Raw genomic sequence first — 19,271 nt, forward strand, 5'->3', positions numbered from 1 at the left:
GCTTAGTTTTTACCCAATTGGTCAAATGTATAAAGTGCGCTAGAGAACGGTACAATCTGGTTCATAATACGCTGCCAGCGCGTTAAACCTGTTGCATCGATATAAACAATATCATTTTTTTGCATTTGAAATTGATTGGCCAACGCTAGGTTTCCAATACTGCTGAGATCCAAATGATAAATGGTTGAGGTACGCGTTTGTAAATTGGTACGCATCACATAAATTCGCGCTGCACTGGCTGAATATGGATTGATCCCTTCACTTTCACCCAATACGTCACTTAAAGTCATGCCTTGATCACGTAAAGACAGCGCCTGACTTTTACTCGATTCACCCATCACATAGAGTTTCTGGTTTTGTTTGGTGTTGACATAAATCGTATCATTGGGCTGGATGAGAAGTTTGTGTAGCGAGTAGCCCTGTTTTTCTAGACTCACCGCGTTTAAATCAAACGTTTTACCATTACGAATCAGTTGAATCGAGGTATTGTCACCAGTTTCGGTATTGACACCACCCGCCATACCCAGTGCGGTATAAATACTAATCGGTTGGTCATTTAAAGTGTATTGACCACTTTTCATCACCTGACCATTGACAAAATAACGATTCCCTTCGTAAGAAAGTACCCGAACTACAACATCAGGGGTTTTTAAATAATGCGCAAATTGAGCTCGAAGGTTTCGATTCAGTTCAGACACGGTTTTGCCAGCAGCGTGAATTTTACCGACAAGTGGTAAATAGATATTGCCATCGCTATCAATCGGATAGCCTGAAGCTTTGATATTGGCAGAATCTTGTTGAAGAGGAGGTGTTAGTTCTGGATAAGCCCAAAGCTGTATCGACAGTACATCACCTGCACTTAAGCGGTATAAGGTATGCTGCGAACGAAATAATGATGCTAAATCTGAGGAGGTCACATTCGCTGTGGTTTGTAATGCAGGAAGATTCGCCTGATTAAGTTGAACAACAGAGACATCTGCGCCTTGGTCTGTTCTAAAATGACCTTGTTCTGGTAAATCGTAGGTCTGTAATCCGGAAGTAACAGCACATCCTGAAAGGCTTAAAATACAGATAGATAATAAAAATGAGGCGCTTCTCAACTTCACAGCAAAACCCTTTGTTTGTAATTCGTTGTAACTTTGAATCAAAATTCTGTCAGAATTGTAGACTATAATGAAAATAAGATGTAGGTTTTTAAATGTTAAATTGTATAATTCAAACATCCGTCATGTAAGATCTGCTATATTTTGTAACATGTAAAGATCTACTTTTGTAATATACTTAATATACTTCGCAGATTGCTTCGTCATTATCGGGTTTCTTATGTTTCAGCTTGAACAGCTCAGTATTGCAATTATTGGACTAGGTTATGTTGGGCTGCCACTAGCCGTTGAGTTTGGCAAGCAAAAACCCACCATTGGTTTTGATATTAATCAACAACGTATTGCTGAACTGCTTGCTGGGCATGATTATACGCTAGAAACTTCGGCAGAAGAATTAAAACAAGCAGTCAATTTGCGTTATACCCATGATTTTACTGCATTAAAACAATCCAATTTCTTTATTGTGACTGTACCTACACCGATTGATGATTTTAAGCAGCCTGATTTAACCCCATTGATCAAATCTTCTGAAACCATTGGTCAAGTCCTAAAAAAAGGCGACATCGTAGTCTATGAATCCACAGTCTATCCAGGAGCCACTGAAGAGGTTTGTATTCCAGTTTTAGAAAAGGTTTCAGGCTTAAAATTTAATCAGGATTTTTTTGTGGGTTATAGTCCTGAACGTATTAATCCAGGTGATAAACAACGACGTGTGACCAATATTTTAAAAATAACCTCGGGTTCTACGCCTGAAGTCGCTGATTATATTGATCAAGTTTATCAGTTGATCATAGATGCAGGCACGTATAAAGCACCAAGTATTAAGGTCGCTGAAGCAGCAAAGGTCATTGAAAATACTCAGCGTGATGTGAATATTGCGTTGATTAATGAATTGGCATTAATTTTTAATAAACTCGACATTGATACTGAAGAAGTGCTGAAAGCGGCGGGCACTAAGTGGAACTTTTTACCGTTCCGTCCTGGCTTAGTCGGTGGGCATTGTATTGGTGTCGATCCTTATTATTTAACCCATAAAGCACAATCGATCGGTTTACATCCAGAAATTATACTCGCCGCTCGACGTTTAAATGATCGAATGGGCGAATATGTGGCGACCCAATTGATTAAAGAAATGGTCAAACAACGGATACAAGTGGTGGGTTCAAAAATCCTCATCATGGGACTGAGTTTTAAAGAAAATTGTCCTGATATCCGTAATACCAAAATTGTAGATATGGTCAAAGCTCTGAAAGAATATGATCTTGATCTGGATATTTATGATCCGTGGGTCGATGATACAGAAGTCCAACATGAATATGGCCTAGCACCTATTAAAGAATTACATCAAGGGCAGTATGATGCCATCGTGCTTGCGGTGGCACATGACCAGTTTAAAAGTATGACAATTGATCAATTTAAACAATTAGGCAAAGAAAAACATGTCTTGTATGATTTAAAATATGTGCTCGATAAAGAGCAAAGTAATATTCGTTTGTAAATTTAAAGTTAAAAATACTAAAAGGTTGGTTATGAAAATATTAATTACAGGTGGAGCGGGTTTTATTGGTTCTGCTGTAGTACGCCATATTATTCAACATACTGATAATAAAGTTTTAAATGTAGATAAATTAACCTATGCGGGGAATTTAGAGTCATTAAAAGAAATTGATCAAAATGAAAGATATCAATTTTCCCAAACCGATATTTGTGATCGTGCTGCTTTAGATCGACTTTTTTTGGATTTCCAACCCGATGCCGTTATGCATTTGGCTGCGGAGTCACATGTGGATCGTTCAATTTCAGGTCCAGCTGATTTTATAGAAACGAATATCATCGGTACCTATCAGTTACTGGAAGCAGCACGATATTATTGGAATACCCTAGCAGAAGATAAAAAATCAGCATTTCGTTTTCATCATATTTCTACTGATGAAGTCTATGGTGATTTAGAGGGTACAGAGGATTTATTCCTGGAAACCACGCCTTATGCCCCAAGTTCACCTTATTCTGCAAGTAAAGCTAGTTCGGATCATCTCGTCCGTGCTTGGTATCGTACTTATGGTTTGCCTGTTGTATTAACCAATTGTTCTAATAATTATGGACCTTATCATTTCCCAGAAAAACTGATTCCACTGGTCATTTTAAATGCGCTTGCTGGTAAGCCATTACCAGTCTATGGGAATGGTGCACAAATTCGGGACTGGTTATATGTTGAAGATCATGCACGTGCACTTTATAAAGTTGTTACTGAAGCTAAAGTAGGCGAAACATACAATATTGGTGGTCATAATGAGCAGAAAAATATTGATGTAGTCAAAGCGATTTGTGAACTTTTAGAAGAACTTGTACCTAACAAGCCAGAAGGTATAGCACAGTATCAAGATCTGATTACTTATGTTACAGATCGGCCAGGTCATGATCTACGCTATGCGATTGATGCTACTAAAATTAAACAAGATTTAAATTGGATACCTGAAGAGACGTTTAAAACAGGGCTGCGAAAGACAGTACAGTGGTATTTGGATCATCAGGATTGGGTGCGGAATGTACAAAGTGGCGAATACCAGAACTGGGTTGAACAACAGTATGCCAATGCCTAAAACAGTGAGTGAATAGAGATGAAGCTGTTAATCTTAGGTAAGAATGGGCAGGTTGGTTGGGAATTGCAAAGAGCATTACAACCCTTAGGTGAAGTATTGGCTCTAGATCGCTATCAAGATACGAAAACTCATTATTGTGGTGATATCTCAAACTTTGATGCCATCGCTCGAGTCATTACACAATTTCGTCCCAATATTGTAGTGAATGCAACCGCATATACTGCGGTGGATCAAGCTGAGACTGATCTTGAACAGGCGGATTTAATTAATCATTTGGCGGTAAAGCATTTGGCCGAACAATGTAAAACAATGAATGCATTGTTGATACATTACTCAACTGATTATGTGTTTGATGGTCAGGGACAAACCGAATGGCAAGAAACAGATGAGAAAGCTCCTCAAAATGCTTATGGACATACCAAACTAGCAGGTGAAATTGCACTAGAGCAAAGCCAAGCTAAATTTATTAACTTTAGAACCAGTTGGGTTTATGGTACGCATGGCAATAATTTTATTAAAACCATGTTGAAACTCGCAAAAAGTAAAGATGAACTGAATATTATTGCGGATCAAATTGGTGTACCGACAGGTGCAGCATTGATCGCGGATGTCACAGCTCAAGTCATACGATATTATGATTTTAATCCAGATCAACACCATGATTTACATGGGCATTATCATCTTGCTCCACAAGGTGAAACCTCATGGTATGACTATGCACAATTTATTTTTGAACAAGCACGTCAAAAGGGTATTGAGCTACAGATTAAGCAGGTAGAAGCAATTCCGACAACTGCTTATCCGACGCCTGCCAAGCGTCCACTTAACTCCAGATTAAATACCCAAAAATTACAACAGACTTTTTACATCCACTTACCAGAGTGGCAACAGGGTGTAGAACATGCGATTGCAGAGATGATTTAATATGACAGTACAAAAAAAACGTAAAGGTATTATTTTAGCGGGTGGTTCTGGAACACGCTTGTATCCAATCACGATGGGAACATCCAAACAACTTCTCCCAATTTATGATAAGCCGATGATTTACTATCCATTGTCAGTGTTAATGTTGGCAGGGATTAATGAAATCTTAATTATTTCGACACCAGAGGATTTGCCAAACTTTGAGAAATTATTAGGTACAGGCCAAGAACTCGGAATTAAGTTGTCTTATAAAGTACAACCATCACCAGACGGACTTGCCCAGGCATTTATTTTGGGTGAAGAATTTATTGGTCAGGATAATGTCACACTGATATTGGGTGATAATATTTTCTATGGTCAACATTTCAGTGAACAACTCAAACGTGCAGCAGTCCAAGATCAGGGTGCTACAGTGTTTGGTTACTATGTTAATGATCCAGAACGTTTTGGTGTGGTTGACTTTGATGCGGAAGGAAAGGCTCTCAGTATTGAAGAAAAGCCTGAACAACCAAAATCAAACTACGCGGTGACGGGATTATATTTCTATGACAACAAAGTCGTTGAAATTGCCAAAAATATTAAACCATCACATCGTGGCGAATTAGAAATCACGGATGTGAATAATGTTTACCTGCAACAGAACAACCTGAATGTAGAAGTACTTGGTCGTGGTTTTGCGTGGTTAGACACGGGAACACATGACTCATTGCTCGAAGCAAGTCAGTTTGTACAAACAATTGAACACCGTCAGGGTTTGAAAGTGGCGAGTTTGGAAGAAATTTCTTTCAACAATGGATGGATCAATGCCGATCAGCTCAAAGCGCGTGGCGAGTTCTTTAAAAAGACAGGTTATGGTCAGTACTTGCTGAAACTATATAAAGAGCGTCAAGCATAAATATAGTGCCATAAAAAACTAGATAAAACTGAGTGATACGAATGAATATTATTGAAACAAAAATTAATGGCCTACTTATACTTGAACCACGCGTGTTTGGAGATGACCGTGGTTGGTTTATGGAAAGCTTTAACCAAAAAAACTTTGAACAAGCTTTAACAGAGCGCGGTCTTGAGGTTCCAAATTTTGTTCAGGATAATCATTCGTACTCTCAAAAAGGTGTACTGAGAGGGTTGCATTACCAGTTGAATCCACATGCTCAGGGCAAATTGGTACGTGTAGTACAAGGCCGTGCTTGGGATGTGGCTGTTGATATTCGCCAAGGTTCTCCTACATTTGGTCAATGGGTCGGTGTAGAACTTACTGGCGAAAACCATAAGCAGTTCTGGATTCCAGCAGGTTTTGCACACGGTTTCGTGGCTCTTGAGGATAATACGCAGTTCTTATATAAAACAACGAACTATTACTCTAAAGAATGTGAGTGCTCTATTGTTTGGGATGATGAAACCATTAACATTGAATGGCCAATTGAGCATGGACTTGAGCTGAAATTAACAGATAAAGATAAATACGCATTGAGTTTAAAGCAGGCTATATTAGAAAATAAAATTTTTTAATCTAGCTAGATGAAATATTGTATAGAAATTAAGTCGGTACAAAATTATAAACCATGAAACTATTTTCTTTATTAAAAGGCCGGCTTTTTTCTAATTCGCTTTGGATGATATCTGAAAAAATTATCTCAATCTTTGGGTTAATCTTTGTGACATCATTTGTTGCTAAATATATAGGTCCTGAAAATTTTGGGAAGCTTACATTTGCTGGATCTTTGTTTGCAATTGTCCAAACAATTTCTCTTTTTGGCTCTGAAAGTGTTATTTTCCAAAAAACAAGTAAAGATCCCAAAATGGGGATTAAAATTATTGCAGCCACAAGGATTATACGGAATATATTATTCTTAATAAGTAGCTCGATATTACTAACATACTTATATTTTTCTGTTGATTTACTTACTTTTATTTTTTCAGTTGCGTCTTGTATTGCGGTATTCTTTTCATTACATGATGTTTTTAATATATATTTCAATGCTGTCTTAGAGTCAAAAATAAATGCATTTTGTAACGTCATCGGTATTATCATATCTTTGATTTTGCGTTATATCATCGCGGTACTAGAATTAAATGTAGAATATTTGGTAATACCAATTATTGCTGTTGCGCTTATTCCTTTTCTTCTCCGAAGAGTAATATTTTATAAGCGAGTAAAACAAAAGAATGTTTTGCTCGACTCTAAAGATAAAAGATACAGATCTTATATGATGCATGTGGGATCTAAACTAGTTTTTTATAGTTTATCGGTAGCAATTTTTACTAAAACCTCGCAAATATTTTTAGGTTTAAAGTCGGCTTACGATTTAGGTATTTACACTGTAGCGGCCACACTGGGAACAAGTTTTTATTTTGTACTGGTTGCTCTAATCTCTTCTTTTATGACAGATATTTATCAAGAAAAGTCATTGGAAGAGTCTCAAAAGAAAGTTGCTCGATTAAATGCATTGGTCATATTTATTAGCATAGGTGCATTTGTCTTTTTCTTGCTCTTTGGGCAGTGGATTATCAAAGTATTGTATGGCGAACAGTTTCAACAGGCGGCACAGATCATCTTGTGGATGGTCGTTGTTTGTTTATTCTCTGGTTTATCAACAGTTGCTGAAAAGTACCTATTAAAATTCAATGCTTATTCATATCTACAAAAGAAAACAAACGTTTTGGTTGTATTTAATATTGTGCTGGCATTTTTAATCATTCAAGTATATGGAGTATATGGCGCCGTATTTGCCATACTTGTTACTGAAATTCTTTCGACTACCATTTTTAATTATTTCTTTAAAAACAATATCATTTTTGATACCCATAGACGAATTTTCCTCAGTTCAACCTATAAGAAAGCAGGTGCATAGTGAAGTTGAGTTTAATTGTACCTGTTTATAAGGTACAAGATTACATACAGGAGTGTCTTTTAAGCATAGTAAGACAGCTCCCAAGTGATGTTGAAGTTATTATTATAAATGACGGCTCTCCTGATGATTCGATGTGCATAGTCGAGCAGGTTCTTAGAGGCCTTTCTGAAAATCAGCAAAAACAGTTCGTCATACTTAATCAATCAAATCAAGGGCAGAGTGTCGCAAGGAATAATGCAATCAAAATTGCGAAGGGAAGATATATAGGCTTTCTTGATTCCGATGACTATATTGCAGATAATTACTTTGAAACAATTTTGACTCATATTGAACAACAGCCAAATGTAGATTTATTTAGTTTCTCAGCGATTCATTTTGAAGATGTTAGCAATAAACAACTAGGAATATTAGGGGATCAATTACCAGAAGGCTTGTTTAAGAATGATCATATTTTTTTAAAAAAAGTATTTGAAGAGTGCTCATGGCAATCTTGGAGTCGGATTGTTAAAGCAGAAATCATGCAAAAGAATCTTTTTCCTGAAAACATCCTGCTTGAAGATGTACAAGTCTTTTCGAAGATATATCTTGAAGATATTACTATATACCACATTAACAAATCATTGGTGCACTATAGACAAAGAACGACAAGTTCAGTTGCGAAGGCAAATCAGAAACTAATTGATGGCTACAAAAAAGCTATTTTGTTTTTGGAAAAGTACGATAACAGTAAAGCTGATATTGTAAAATTAAGCTTAGTAAAGCTTAAAGTTGATTACCTAGTCCACTGCTTTACATTCTATGGAGTAAATGCATTTTTTAAAGAAATGATTAAATATCATGCTTTTACAGATCGAAAAGTACTTTTTCCAGTGATATATACCATTGGGCGCCATATTAGCAAGTTGGTTAAATTATAGTCGTATGTTCATAAAACTAATTAAAGATATTTTTTTCTTTCTTAAAGCTTTAATCCGCTTCATTTTTGGTATGCCTAAAATTGAGGAAAAATGGATTTTCCCAATTAGCATGACAACGCCCGAACAAACGAAAGAGAACATTGTCCCAAAAATTATTTGGATGTATTGGGATGGAAATAAAGGAAATGCTTTAGTCGATTTATGTATATCAAACACTAAAACAGTATGTAATGACTTTGATGTTAGGGTTTTAAATAATCAGACTATTTCAGCGTATATTGAATTACCAGTATTTAATGAGGAACTTCCTATCGCTGTCAAAGCGGATTATATTCGACTTGCACTGTTGAAAAAATATGGAGGCATATGGATGGATGCTAGTATTTTTTTAACAGAAAACTTAAATTGGGTTTTAGAAAAGATCTCAAATAACTCGACTTTTGTTTTTTATTCAGACCATTGTACAACTGATTATACAAATCCAATTGTCGAGAATTGGTTTATAGCAACAACAAAAGATAATGAATTTATTAATGATTGGTTTGCTGAGTTTCAAAAATGTATTTCTGACAGTAATCCTACTCAATATTATAAAAGTTATGCCCAAGATCGAGATGTTATACAAAACATACCAAATACAGATTATTTGATGTGCTATATAGCGGCAGCAATTATTCGAAAAAGGAAAAATTATAATGTAGTCACTTTGAATTCAGGATCTCAAGGGCATTACTATAATTATGTTTTATATTCGAATGGATTTTTTATTGCACTTAAACTTTTGTTGGCGAATAAGAAATATATTTATAATCCACGTTTAATAAAATTTACAAATGAAACTCGTGAATTTGCTAATAAATTTATTGAAAATAGACTTTTTAGAGATAAATCCATTTTAGGGTCTAGTATTAAATCTAGAAATGAAATTAGTTTGGGTGGTTAGTATATGCTAGCAAATATGAATACATCACAGAATTTTACAATATCTAAAAATAAAACATTAATTGTTTTATGTATATCTATTTTGTTAGTCAGTACAATTTTTGGAAGTTTAAAATTTTTACCTTTAGTCTTGCTTTTTTTATATAAGGAAATATTTAAAAATATAACTTCATTATTTGTATTTTTAGCATTGTCCCCATTACTATTGTTGACAAGCTTTTCAAATTTCTCATATTTTGTAGTTTTTATTTTATTTATAGTATTATTTTCATCTAAATTTCATAATTCTTCTAAAGATGTTTATCATATATATTTGAATATGATGATACCATTTTTATTGGTTTTACCTTTTTTTGCGCAGTATGAAGGAAACACATACTCAGTTCTAACTTTCGGAAACAGACTTTTCCCTGTAATACCATTAATCAATCAATCAATTAATCCTAATACAATTGCAATTATTGCTGCAGTTTGTTCGGTGTTAGCAATACTTAATAAAAGATATTATGTATTTGCCTTAGCATTTTATATTCTGTTGATAACACAATCACGAGCATCAATAGGATTCTTTTTTATTGTTTTCATGTTGTGTTCGAATTTTAGTTTAAAGAAAATTATAGCAGGACTCACAGCGACAGGGATTTTCATTTACATTATTTCATTGACTCCTATATGGGAAAGATTTAGTAATTATCAGGAGAATGGGAGACTTGAAACTTTTGCACTGTATTCACATATAATCAGTGATTCTTTCCCTTTAGGTTATCCATTGAAAGAATATCTGGAATATTCAAGTAAACAACCAGCGGGTGTTGATAACTTATATTTACTCGGCATTATTAATTTTGGTTATTTGTTTGTGTATATATGTGCTGTTTTTATATTTTATATTTTCTTAAATAAAAAAGATGAATTTTATAAAATAAGAATAGCTTTTTTCATTGGTTTTTTTAGCTTTGGCTTACTTGAGGCATCTTTCATTGGGAATTACTTCTTATGGCCAATATTTGCATTATGTTTTAACTCTTTTGGTCGAAAAAATATCAGATTATTATGATTTTGGATGAGTAGGTATATGAAACATTTAGAAAGGGTTGGAATAGTAATAATTTCTTTTAATCCTAAACTAGAGAATTTAACTTTTTTAGTTAGTCAATTATTAAATTATGCAAATATCTCAGTTTATGTTGTTGATAATGCATCTTCATTCAATGTAGATGTTGGAATTCAAGATGAAAGATTAAAACTAATTAAACTTAAAGAAAACACTGGAATAGCAAAAGCGCAGAATGAAGGAATTGAGCATGCGCTAGCAGACCAAGTAGAATATGTCTTGTTTTTTGATCAGGATAGCACTATTCCAGATAACTACTTAAATGATCTTTTAGATGATTATATAAGCTTGCAGAATCAAGGTATAAAAGTTGGTGCAATTGGACCAAGATTTATAGATGAACGTTTTGGATTTTATTATAAAACAGTAAATATGTCGAAACATGGCTTTCGAGATAAAATGGATACATCCAATATAACGGAACCATTACATTCTAGTTTACTGATATCTTCTGGCTCTCTAATTGCTATTGATACATTGAAAGTCGTAGGCAATATGAGAGAAAACTATTTTATTGATTATGTAGATACTGAATGGTGTATTCGTGCAGAAGCTATGGGTTACAAAAACTACGTTTCATCTAAAGCAGTTATGAAGCATGCTATTGGTGATAATATATTAAAGTTTAAATATTTTAATGTGCCTGTGCACTCGCCTTTTAGGCGTTACTATCGTGTTAGAAATGCATTTTACATGGCAAAAGAAAGCCACGTACCAACTTTGTTAGTGCTACGGGAAATGTTATTTAACTTTATTCATCAAGCCATACTTGTCACATTTGAAAAGCAAAAAATGAGCTATATAAAATCATATTTTAGAGCTATTCGTGATGGTATTTTATACTGGGTAAAATAATTTTTGGAATTATGAAATGTCTAAAAAAGTTTCTTTTGTAATATTAACTTGGAAACGTGCAAATATGTTAAAAATTTGCGTTCCAAAACTTATTGAATCTATTCAGAATAAAAATGATTGTGAGATCATTATTTTTGATAATGCTTCAAATGATGATACTGAAGCCTTGTTGAAAGACCTTGTTTCAGAATTTTCATCTCAGATTGATATTAAATATTATATTTCTGACAAAAATTTACGTTTACTTGCTTATAAAAAGTTATTCAAAATGGCGACGGGAGATATTGTCATTGAGGTTGATGATGATGTTTTGGCATATCCTACTGCCGTTGATCAAGTTTTTATAAAATACTTTGAAAATTTTAAGAATTTTGGTTTTTTAGCGCTCGACGTTATTCAAAATGAACATACAAATGGTTCTAAACCTGAGTCACATCATTATACCGATGTCACCGTCAATGGTTTGACTGTGGAGAGTGGACCGACAGGTGGCTGGTGTGCTGGATTTAGGGCCAAGGATTTTAAGAAAATTTCTTGGTTGTTTAACATGATGCCTTTGACTATGAAGTCTGGCGAAGATGGAGCCTTGCAACACTTATTTAAGCTTTTTGGTAAAAAATCTGGCATTATTAAAGACCATAAATGTTTTCATGCATCAGGTTCTTTTTATTCAAAGCAGTTTGATCAATTAGAGCGTGATATAGAAAAATATCAAGCAGCAGGGCTTGATAACTTTGTTAAGAACTATACGCAAAATAAATAATATATTCTTGAAGAAATAAAGCATTGATTAAATAAGGATCAATGCTTTATTTTGATTGATAAGGTTGTGGGTTAATCAAATTGCTGTAAGCATATCTGATTCATTTTGTTTCGCCCTGTATCAAAAAACCAGCCCCACTTATTAAAATATTGATAAGCACTTTTTAGGTGAGCTTTCAAAAGTGTCTTATTCTTATACGAGCCTTGCTCATGTAAGTGAGTGACATGGGCCTGAGGGTAGTAAATGGCTCCATATTTCTCAGCACAACGTCTTGATAAATCCACATCTTCCATATACATAAAGAAGCGTTCATCAAAACCACCAAGTTCAAGTAGCGCATGACTTGAAAATAGCATGAAACATCCAATCAAATTAGGAGCAAATATTGGCTTTTCTATAGAAAACTTTTTGAGTAAGTACTCTTGGTCAAGTTTTTCACCTAAAGCGGGAGAAAAACGTCGAGCAAATAGGTTCATTGGTGTTGGTAATAAACGAGCACCATGCTGATCTACACCGTCACCTTTAAAAATTCGAGGTAAATATAGACCAGCTTTATTTTCAGATGCAAAACTTAATAATTTTTCAAATTGAATATTATCAAATGCAATATCGGGGTTACAAATTAAAAAATAGTCGCTGTCTTTTGCATATTGTTTGATGGCTAAATTATGGCCATAGCCAAAACCGAAATTACCTTGCGACTTTAAATAAACAACTTTTTCATGAACGAAAGTATTTGCCCAGTCACTTGCTGAATTATCTACCAAAATGACTTTATGAATAGATGGAGCATTGAGTAAAGAGTCTAGTGTTGGCTTAAGTTCTTGATAACTGTGGTTATATATTACAATAGAGGCAATGACATTGATATTTGAAGTCGTTGTTTGGTTTGGAGTATCAGTTGCCATTAATATGCGCCTTTTCTAAATAGAACAACGAGAACAGTTTTGGCTAAAATCTTTAAGTCCTGAAAAAAAGACCAGTTTTGAACATATTTTTTGTCTAAGAGAACGCGAGTATTATAGTCGACATCATTTCGACCACTTACTTGCCATAAACCAGTGAGCCCTGGGGTGACGTGTAAATAATAAATAACATTATCTTTATATTGAGGTAATTCTGCTGCTGTTACAGGGCGTGGTCCAACAAAACTCATTTCACCCTTCATAATGTTAATCAATTGGGGCATTTCATCCAAACTAGACTTTCTTAAAAAGTGCCCAATTTTTGTAATTCTGGGATCATTTTTTAATTTATAAGTACTATTCCATTCTTCACGAGCCTGAGCATCTGAGGCGAGTAATTCTTGTAATAATTCTTGAGAGTTGCTGGCCATTGAGCGAAACTTTAGACATTTGAATGTCTTACCATTCTTTCCAACACGTTCATGCCCATAAAAAGCACTTCCACCATCAAGTTTTACGATTATAGAAAACAATATAAAAAACGGGGATAAAATAATAAATAATGCAACAGCTAGACAAAAATCAAATATTCTTTTGACCGGAGATTGAATATAGTTAATTTTTTGATCAATAACGGTTTGTTCTGGTAATTTTGTATTCATGTATCACGTCTATTGTGCTCAAAGAACATTTTTACAATTGTAAATCTTTATTTATTACAATTGAATTGAAAATAAAATCTATACGAGATTCTATATGAAATATAGTGAAGACTTCAATATTTGAAATATCAGAAATTTCTATTTAGGTACAAAAGTACACGAAAAACATTAAAATAACGGAATTTTTTTTTTATTTTAGCTAATATAACCTTATCAATAGTATTTTATACATGTAGTGAAATTTTGAGTCCATAATATGATGAATTTTAAAAAAAAACTTGCCTTTTTTATTATTTTAGCAGGTTCAGGAACACAGACCTTTGCTCAAGGAATTTTACTTAACAATTCAGATTTACGTAATGACCTTATTTGGTTAAACCAGCAAGGTGTGATTCATGTAAGTACATCTACATGGCCGCTAAGTGGGGATGAAATATTAAAAGCTCTTGAACAAGCAAATGTTCAGACGCCAGCACAAGAAAAAGTTATTACCTCAATAAAAAATAACTTAAAAGTAGATAATGGTCAGTTTAAAGTGGGTCTATTTGCCGAGACAGATCAGAGCTATCTTCCTCAATCTTTTGGTGATGTAAGTAAGTCGCAATATCAGGGTAATATAGAGTTAAATGGAGGGGGAGATAATTGGGATGCTAAATTACATGTCAACTTGGAAAAAGACCAAATAGATGACAACAATGACGATGTGAATGTAGAAGGATCTTATATTGCGGGTAAACTTTGGAATCAATGGGTGGTTGCTGGACAAATTCCAACATGGTGGGGACCAGGTCATGAAGGTAGCTTAATTCGTGGTGATGCTTCGAGACCTGTTTATGGTTTTACCATGCAACGAGCTATACAAAATGCTTTTGAAACAAAATGGCTGTCTTGGATCGGTCCTTGGCAGTATCAAGCTTTTGCAGGTCAACTTAAAGATTATCATGCTGTTCCAGATGCAAAATTATTAGGTTTGCGATTAACGGCTCAACCCTTCCCTTATTTAGAGGTGGGTGCTTCTCGTGTATTACAATGGGGAGGAGAGGGGCGCTCAGAAAGCTTCAGTACATTGTGGGATGCCATCAAAGGCAATGATAACGTATATGATACGAATGAAGATCGTTCGAATCAACTCGCGGGTCTTGATTTTCGTTTAGAATTGAATGGTATATTAAAATTACCAGTTAGCCTTTATGGTCAAGCAGTTGGTGAGGATGAGGCGGGAGGACTGCCATCTCGTAAATTATATCTAGCTGGTGTCGATTTTGCTTCTAGCTTTAAAAATATGCCTTATAGTGTCTATGCTGAATGGGCAGATACGCGTACGAATGGAGATGTATGGGGATATACCTATAATCATTCAGTTTATACAGATGGGTTTTATCAACATGGCTATCCTCTTGCTTATCCTATTGGTGGGGATGGAGAAATGTATTCAGTAGGGGGGGATATTCGTTTTGATTCAATGAATCGGCTAAGTGGTCGAGTTTTATATACAAAAGTCAATCAGTCAAATCTTGCGATTAATCAGGCTTTTCCCCAAGAAGATAAAATTAAGGCTTTGGATTTAACATGGACGCATTATTTAAAAAGTCATATTCCGTTAAAAATCAGAGGATGGTTGAGTGACTCTGATATTAATCATCGAGACAGTGGTGCTTCTGTTAGCATAGAAATTCCTATAGAATTTATGCACTAATTTGGAATTGCGAAAACACCAAGCTGATAATTTTCAGTTCTAACTATTGAATAGTGATTAAATTCCTTAACTCCTTTTTGTAAATAAAATATAGATAGTGAAATGATCAAAAAAGCAATTTTACCAGTAGCAGGCTTAGGTACTCGTTTCTTACCTGCTAGTAAATCTATTCCTAAAGAAATGGTCACGGTGGTGGATCGTCCAGCCATTGAATACGTGGTACATGAAGCGATTGCTGCGGGTATCGAACAAATTATTTTGGTGACACATTCATCTAAAGCTTCCATTGAAAACTACTTTGATCGTAACTTTGAGCTCGAAACCACTTTAGAGCATAAAAAGAAATTTGATCTGCTCAAAGAGATTACAGATATTGTTCCTGCACATGTGAGTGTGGTGAGTGTGCGTCAGCCACAACCTTTAGGTCTGGGTCATGCAGTACTTTGTGCCAAAAGTATTGTGGGAAATGACGACTTTGCAGTGTTACTGCCAGATGTGCTGGTGAAAGCCAAATCTGAGCAAAATGATTTAGCAAGTATGATTCAGCGTTTTGATGAAAATCATGCCGCGCAAATTATGGTAGAAGCAGTGCCCGATGATTTAGTGGATCAATATGGGATTGTGGATGTTGCAACAATTCCACAAGAAGGTCAAAGTCAAATCATGCAGGGTATTGTAGAAAAACCTGCGGTGGGTGCTGCGCCATCCAATCTTTCAGTGGTGGGCCGTTATGTTTTACCAGCCAAGATTATGCAGTTATTAGAGCAAACGCCGAAAGGTGCAGGTAACGAAATTCAACTGACCGATGCAATTGCCATGTTACAAGAGTCAGAACAAGTTGAAGCCTATCGGATGCAGGGACAGACTTTTGACTGTGGTAGTAAATTGGGCTATTTAAAAGCGATTTTACATTATGGGATTGAACATCTTCAACTAGGTCATGATTTTAAAAATTTAATTCGTGAGCTTAATCTCTAAATAAAAGTTAGGTATAAAAAATGAAGATTGCGATATTAGGGACTACGTTACAGGCTGGCGTATTGGCAGCTTTATTAGCCGAATATGGTAATCAAGTCTATTGGTGCTATCAACATTCGCATCTATCCACAACATCCATAAATATTCAATACCAGGATGAAGAGGTGAATCGTCGTTTAAGTAAACAACGTGAAGCCAAAATGTTGCTACAAAGCACATTGGTAGATTTGCCTTTAGATATTGATACTTATCTATTTTGTTATAATCCAGCTGAATTCAAACTTGCCTTAAACACATTAAAAGAACTTGCATTACGCCCGATTATTCATCCAAAGTTGATGGTCAATGGCTCAACTTTTGGTTTGCATGGAACGGATAAGCTGAAAGCAATTTTACCGAATGATGACTGGGTGTATTTTCCTGACGTCATTCAGGAAGGTAATGCGATTAATAGTGTTCTGAATGTCAAACACGTCATTATTGGAGCAGAGACAGAAGCTGCCAAATTGATGATGGAAGAACTCCTTCGCCCATTTTTTCGCTATCAAAATCAATATTTATTTATGCCGATTCTGGATGCTGAATTTACTAAATTGAGTATTTCAGGCATGTTGGCGACGCGAATTAGCTATATGAATGATTTGGCTCTCGTGGCTGAAAAGCTAGGCATTGATATTGCCAATGTAAGGCAAGGAATGGGCGCGGATACCCGTATTGGTTCAGCCTATTTATCGGCGGGTGCAGGTTTTGGGGGGGAGAATTTCTCGCATGATATTTTGACCCTATCTAGCGAAGTCTCTAAAAGTGGTGCGAAAAGCCGTTTGTTAGAGCAGGTTTGGGAAATTAATGAGCAACAAAAAGAAATTCTATTTCGTAAGCTCTGGAATTATTACCATTCAGATTTAAATGGAAAAACCGTTGCGATCTGGGGTGCAGCATTTAAAGAAAATACATCAAGTATTCATAATTCTCCGATTCATGCAATGTTAGCTGCATTGTGGGCACAAGGTGCTAAGGTGCAACTGCATGATCCACAGGCTTTACAAGAAATTTATAAAATGTATGGTGAGCGAGATGACTTGATTTTGAGTCTGGACGCTTATGACGTAGTGCAAAATGCAGATGCACTTTGTGTGATTACCGCATGGAAACAATATTACAGTCCTGATTATAAAAAACTACAGCAAACAATGCGTCATCCCCTTATTCTGGATGGACGTAATCTTTATGATCCTGATTTTGTAAAAGCTCAGGGTTTCGCCTATGAAGGTGTTGGTCGGCTATGAATGAAAATATTGAAAAATTTCCAAAGCAAAATAAACAATCAGCAGTAATACAACTTCAATCTCTTGCTGAGAAGATGCAAGACATGCATCTGAATCAATTATTTGAACAACAAAATGATCGATTTGAGCAGTTTTCATTGGGTTGCGATGATTTGACTTTCGATTTTAGTAAGCATCGAGTCAATCAGGACATAATACAGTCTTTAGTGGCATGGGCTGAAGCTAAAGATTTGAAGGAATGGATTAAGCAATTATTTTCACAAGAGCTGATTAATTATACTGAAAAACGCGCTGCTATGCACTGGGCATTGCGATTACCTAAAAATACGGTGCAGTTTTCTGAACTGTCAATGCAAGTCAATGAACAACTGGATCGGATGTTTCGATTGGTTGAAAAAATCCATGCTGGACAATATCGTGGCGTAACAGGCGAAGTGATTCAAGATGTGGTGAATATTGGCGTCGGTGGTTCTGATTTAGGTCCATTGATGGTGACACATGCTTTGTCTGATTTTAAAGTGCCAACAGCAAAACCATTGGACGTACATTTCGTCTCGACGATGGATGGTAGCCAGCTCTCTGACTTATTACATCAGTTACGCCCAGAAACGACGCTATTTATTATTTCATCTAAGTCTTTTGGAACGATTGATACGCTATCTAATGCTGAAACGGCGCGTTTATGGCTGGAAAAGGCACTAGGTGATCGTCATTGTGTCTTAAAAAGTCATTTTATTGGCGTGTCGACCAAACCTGAGAAAATGACGGAGTGGGGCATTCATCCTGACAATCAGCTATTACTATGGGATTGGGTCGGTGGTCGATATTCCTTATGGTCATGCATTGGTTTACCGATTGCGCTTAAAGTGGGTGTTGAAGGATTTCAGGAACTGTTAGCAGGTGCCTATCTAATTGATCAACATTTTCGTCAGACCCCATTTCATGAAAATGTACCTGTGATGATGGGGTTGCTTGGGGCATGGAATACTAACTATTTAAACATGCAAACTCATGCAGTCTTGCCTTATGATGGCCGTTTAAAATATTTTGCCTCTTATCTGCAACAGTTGGAAATGGAGTCGAATGGGAAGTCAATTCAACGTGATAATCACAAGGTTGAATCTGGCACGTGTCCAATTGTTTGGGGCGAAGTGGGACCAAACGCCCAACATGCTTTTTATCAATTACTGCATCAAGGTACGCATGCGGTGAGTTGTGATTTTATCGCGCCAATTCAACGCTATAATGCCAATCATTTTACCTATGTTGAAAATGCTGAAGCATTGATTGAGCAACATCATTTGGCCTTATCCAACTGTTTAGCGCAGTCTCGGCTTTTGGCCTTTGGTAATCAGGCTTTAGATCAAAAAGAGCTAGAAAACTTACCCATCTATAAACAATATACGGGTAATCAACCGAGTTCGACTTTTTTAATTAAAGAGTTAAATCCAAAAACTTTAGGCATGCTGATTGCGCTATATGAACATAAGGTTTTTGTACAGTCTGTATTATGGAATATTAATCCCTTTGATCAATGGGGGGTAGAAAAAGGCAAGGAAATCGCCAATCAAATTTTACCGATCTTAAATGGTCAGCAACAAGAGACAACACATCTGGATGCCTCAACGCGAGGTTTGATTGAGTTGCTGCTTGGAAATAAAAAGGCTTAGG

General features: G+C 35.6%; 18 protein-coding genes. 15 read left to right on the plus strand and 3 right to left on the minus strand.

All coding sequences use genetic code 11. From position 1 onward, the window contains the following. Positions 1 to 2: 2 nt before the first annotated feature. Positions 3 to 1,106 (minus strand): polysaccharide biosynthesis/export family protein, encoded by a 1,104-nt coding sequence (locus tag J500_RS02625; protein WP_171071564.1) that lies wholly within the window; start codon positions 1,104 to 1,106, stop codon positions 3 to 5. Between the two features lie 217 nt (positions 1,107 to 1,323). Here J500_RS02625 and tviB point away from each other — a divergent pair, with 217 nt between their 5' ends. From tviB to J500_RS02680, 11 genes are read left to right on the plus strand one after another with little or no spacing between them, the layout of a single operon-like run. Continuing rightward, positions 1,324 to 2,601 (plus strand): Vi polysaccharide biosynthesis UDP-N-acetylglucosamine C-6 dehydrogenase TviB, encoded by a 1,278-nt coding sequence (gene tviB / locus J500_RS02630; protein ID WP_034698003.1) that lies wholly within the window; start codon positions 1,324 to 1,326, stop codon positions 2,599 to 2,601. 31 nt (positions 2,602 to 2,632) lie between these two features. Further along, positions 2,633 to 3,703, plus strand: coding sequence for a dTDP-glucose 4,6-dehydratase (rfbB, locus tag J500_RS02635; RefSeq protein ID WP_034698006.1), 1,071 nt, complete (start codon positions 2,633 to 2,635; stop codon positions 3,701 to 3,703). 18 nt (positions 3,704 to 3,721) lie between these two features. Further along, entirely contained in the window at positions 3,722 to 4,627 is a 906-nt protein-coding gene (gene rfbD, locus J500_RS02640) for a dTDP-4-dehydrorhamnose reductase (RefSeq protein WP_034698009.1), read from the plus strand. A 1-nt stretch (position 4,628) separates the two neighbouring features. Further along, positions 4,629 to 5,522, plus strand: a complete 894-nt coding sequence (gene rfbA / locus J500_RS02645; protein WP_034698011.1) for a glucose-1-phosphate thymidylyltransferase RfbA — start codon at positions 4,629 to 4,631, stop codon at positions 5,520 to 5,522. Positions 5,523 to 5,563: 41 nt separating this feature from the next. Next, the gene (gene rfbC, locus J500_RS02650; protein ID WP_034698014.1) at positions 5,564 to 6,139 is read left to right on the plus strand and encodes a dTDP-4-dehydrorhamnose 3,5-epimerase; all 576 of its coding nucleotides are present in this window, start codon (positions 5,564 to 5,566) and stop codon (positions 6,137 to 6,139) included. A 53-nt stretch (positions 6,140 to 6,192) separates the two neighbouring features. Next, positions 6,193 to 7,482, plus strand: a complete 1,290-nt coding sequence (locus tag J500_RS02655; protein ID WP_034698017.1) for an oligosaccharide flippase family protein — start codon at positions 6,193 to 6,195, stop codon at positions 7,480 to 7,482. A gap of 5 nt (positions 7,483 to 7,487) precedes the next feature. Beyond that, complete coding sequence (locus J500_RS02660; protein WP_171071565.1) at positions 7,488 to 8,399, plus strand: glycosyltransferase family 2 protein; 912 nt, start codon at positions 7,488 to 7,490, stop codon at positions 8,397 to 8,399. Continuing rightward, positions 8,365 to 9,342 carry a glycosyltransferase family 32 protein gene (locus J500_RS02665; RefSeq protein ID WP_171071566.1) on the plus strand — a complete coding sequence of 326 codons (978 nt, stop codon included), beginning with the start codon at positions 8,365 to 8,367 and terminating at the stop codon, positions 9,340 to 9,342. The genes J500_RS02660 and J500_RS02665 overlap by 35 nt, the downstream gene beginning before the upstream one ends. A gap of 15 nt (positions 9,343 to 9,357) precedes the next feature. Continuing rightward, positions 9,358 to 10,398: a hypothetical protein gene (locus tag J500_RS02670; protein ID WP_171071567.1), complete on the plus strand. Its 1,041-nt coding sequence runs from the start codon at positions 9,358 to 9,360 to the stop codon at positions 10,396 to 10,398. An 18-nt stretch (positions 10,399 to 10,416) separates the two neighbouring features. Beyond that, complete coding sequence (locus tag J500_RS02675; RefSeq protein ID WP_034698024.1) at positions 10,417 to 11,310, plus strand: glycosyltransferase family 2 protein; 894 nt, start codon at positions 10,417 to 10,419, stop codon at positions 11,308 to 11,310. Between the two features lie 16 nt (positions 11,311 to 11,326). Beyond that, positions 11,327 to 12,073: a glycosyltransferase family 2 protein gene (locus J500_RS02680; RefSeq protein ID WP_034698027.1), complete on the plus strand. Its 747-nt coding sequence runs from the start codon at positions 11,327 to 11,329 to the stop codon at positions 12,071 to 12,073. A gap of 71 nt (positions 12,074 to 12,144) precedes the next feature. On the opposite strand, the gene J500_RS02685 is transcribed toward J500_RS02680, so the two are convergent. Together J500_RS02685 and J500_RS02690 are read right to left on the minus strand one after the other, a co-directional pair. Beyond that, on the minus strand, positions 12,145 to 12,981 hold the full coding sequence (locus tag J500_RS02685; protein ID WP_052024121.1) for a glycosyltransferase family 2 protein: 837 nt from the start codon (positions 12,979 to 12,981) through the stop codon (positions 12,145 to 12,147). Continuing rightward, positions 12,981 to 13,640, minus strand: a complete 660-nt coding sequence (locus J500_RS02690) for a sugar transferase (RefSeq protein ID WP_052024122.1) — start codon at positions 13,638 to 13,640, stop codon at positions 12,981 to 12,983. Before J500_RS02690 ends, J500_RS02685 begins: the two co-directional genes overlap by 1 nt. Before the next feature lie 256 nt (positions 13,641 to 13,896). Here J500_RS02690 and J500_RS02695 point away from each other — a divergent pair, with 256 nt between their 5' ends. The 4 genes from J500_RS02695 (at position 13,897) to pgi (ending at position 19,270) form a co-directional block, all read left to right on the plus strand. Continuing rightward, positions 13,897 to 15,336, plus strand: coding sequence for a capsule assembly Wzi family protein (locus J500_RS02695; RefSeq protein WP_052024123.1), 1,440 nt, complete (start codon positions 13,897 to 13,899; stop codon positions 15,334 to 15,336). Positions 15,337 to 15,438: 102 nt separating this feature from the next. Next, positions 15,439 to 16,314, plus strand: a complete 876-nt coding sequence (gene galU, locus J500_RS02700) for a UTP--glucose-1-phosphate uridylyltransferase GalU (protein ID WP_034698030.1) — start codon at positions 15,439 to 15,441, stop codon at positions 16,312 to 16,314. Between the two features lie 20 nt (positions 16,315 to 16,334). Next, entirely contained in the window at positions 16,335 to 17,600 is a 1,266-nt protein-coding gene (locus J500_RS02705; RefSeq protein ID WP_034698033.1) for a nucleotide sugar dehydrogenase, read from the plus strand. After that, positions 17,597 to 19,270, plus strand: a complete 1,674-nt coding sequence (gene pgi / locus J500_RS02710) for a glucose-6-phosphate isomerase (protein ID WP_034698036.1) — start codon at positions 17,597 to 17,599, stop codon at positions 19,268 to 19,270. The genes J500_RS02705 and pgi overlap by 4 nt, the downstream gene beginning before the upstream one ends. The last annotated feature ends 1 nt before the right edge of the window (position 19,271 follow it).

It is taken from the genome of Acinetobacter sp. 479375 (genome assembly GCF_000581715.1).
Lineage (GTDB): Bacteria > Pseudomonadota > Gammaproteobacteria > Pseudomonadales > Moraxellaceae > Acinetobacter > Acinetobacter ursingii.

Coding starts and splice junctions, on each gene's coding strand:
- tviB (WP_034698003.1), top strand. CDS start 1,324: ATGTTTCAGCTTGAACAGCTCAGTATTGCAATTATTGGACTAGGTTAT.
- rfbB (WP_034698006.1), top strand. CDS start 2,633: ATGAAAATATTAATTACAGGTGGAGCGGGTTTTATTGGTTCTGCTGTA.
- rfbD (WP_034698009.1), top strand. CDS start 3,722: ATGAAGCTGTTAATCTTAGGTAAGAATGGGCAGGTTGGTTGGGAATTG.
- rfbA (WP_034698011.1), top strand. CDS start 4,629: ATGACAGTACAAAAAAAACGTAAAGGTATTATTTTAGCGGGTGGTTCT.
- rfbC (WP_034698014.1), top strand. CDS start 5,564: ATGAATATTATTGAAACAAAAATTAATGGCCTACTTATACTTGAACCA.
- J500_RS02655 (WP_034698017.1), top strand. CDS start 6,193: ATGAAACTATTTTCTTTATTAAAAGGCCGGCTTTTTTCTAATTCGCTT.
- J500_RS02670 (WP_171071567.1), top strand. CDS start 9,358: ATGAATACATCACAGAATTTTACAATATCTAAAAATAAAACATTAATT.
- J500_RS02675 (WP_034698024.1), top strand. CDS start 10,417: ATGAAACATTTAGAAAGGGTTGGAATAGTAATAATTTCTTTTAATCCT.
- J500_RS02680 (WP_034698027.1), top strand. CDS start 11,327: ATGTCTAAAAAAGTTTCTTTTGTAATATTAACTTGGAAACGTGCAAAT.
- J500_RS02685 (WP_052024121.1), bottom strand. CDS start 12,981: ATGGCAACTGATACTCCAAACCAAACAACGACTTCAAATATCAATGTC.
- J500_RS02690 (WP_052024122.1), bottom strand. CDS start 13,640: ATGAATACAAAATTACCAGAACAAACCGTTATTGATCAAAAAATTAAC.
- J500_RS02695 (WP_052024123.1), top strand. CDS start 13,897: ATGATGAATTTTAAAAAAAAACTTGCCTTTTTTATTATTTTAGCAGGT.
- galU (WP_034698030.1), top strand. CDS start 15,439: ATGATCAAAAAAGCAATTTTACCAGTAGCAGGCTTAGGTACTCGTTTC.
- J500_RS02705 (WP_034698033.1), top strand. CDS start 16,335: ATGAAGATTGCGATATTAGGGACTACGTTACAGGCTGGCGTATTGGCA.
- pgi (WP_034698036.1), top strand. CDS start 17,597: ATGAATGAAAATATTGAAAAATTTCCAAAGCAAAATAAACAATCAGCA.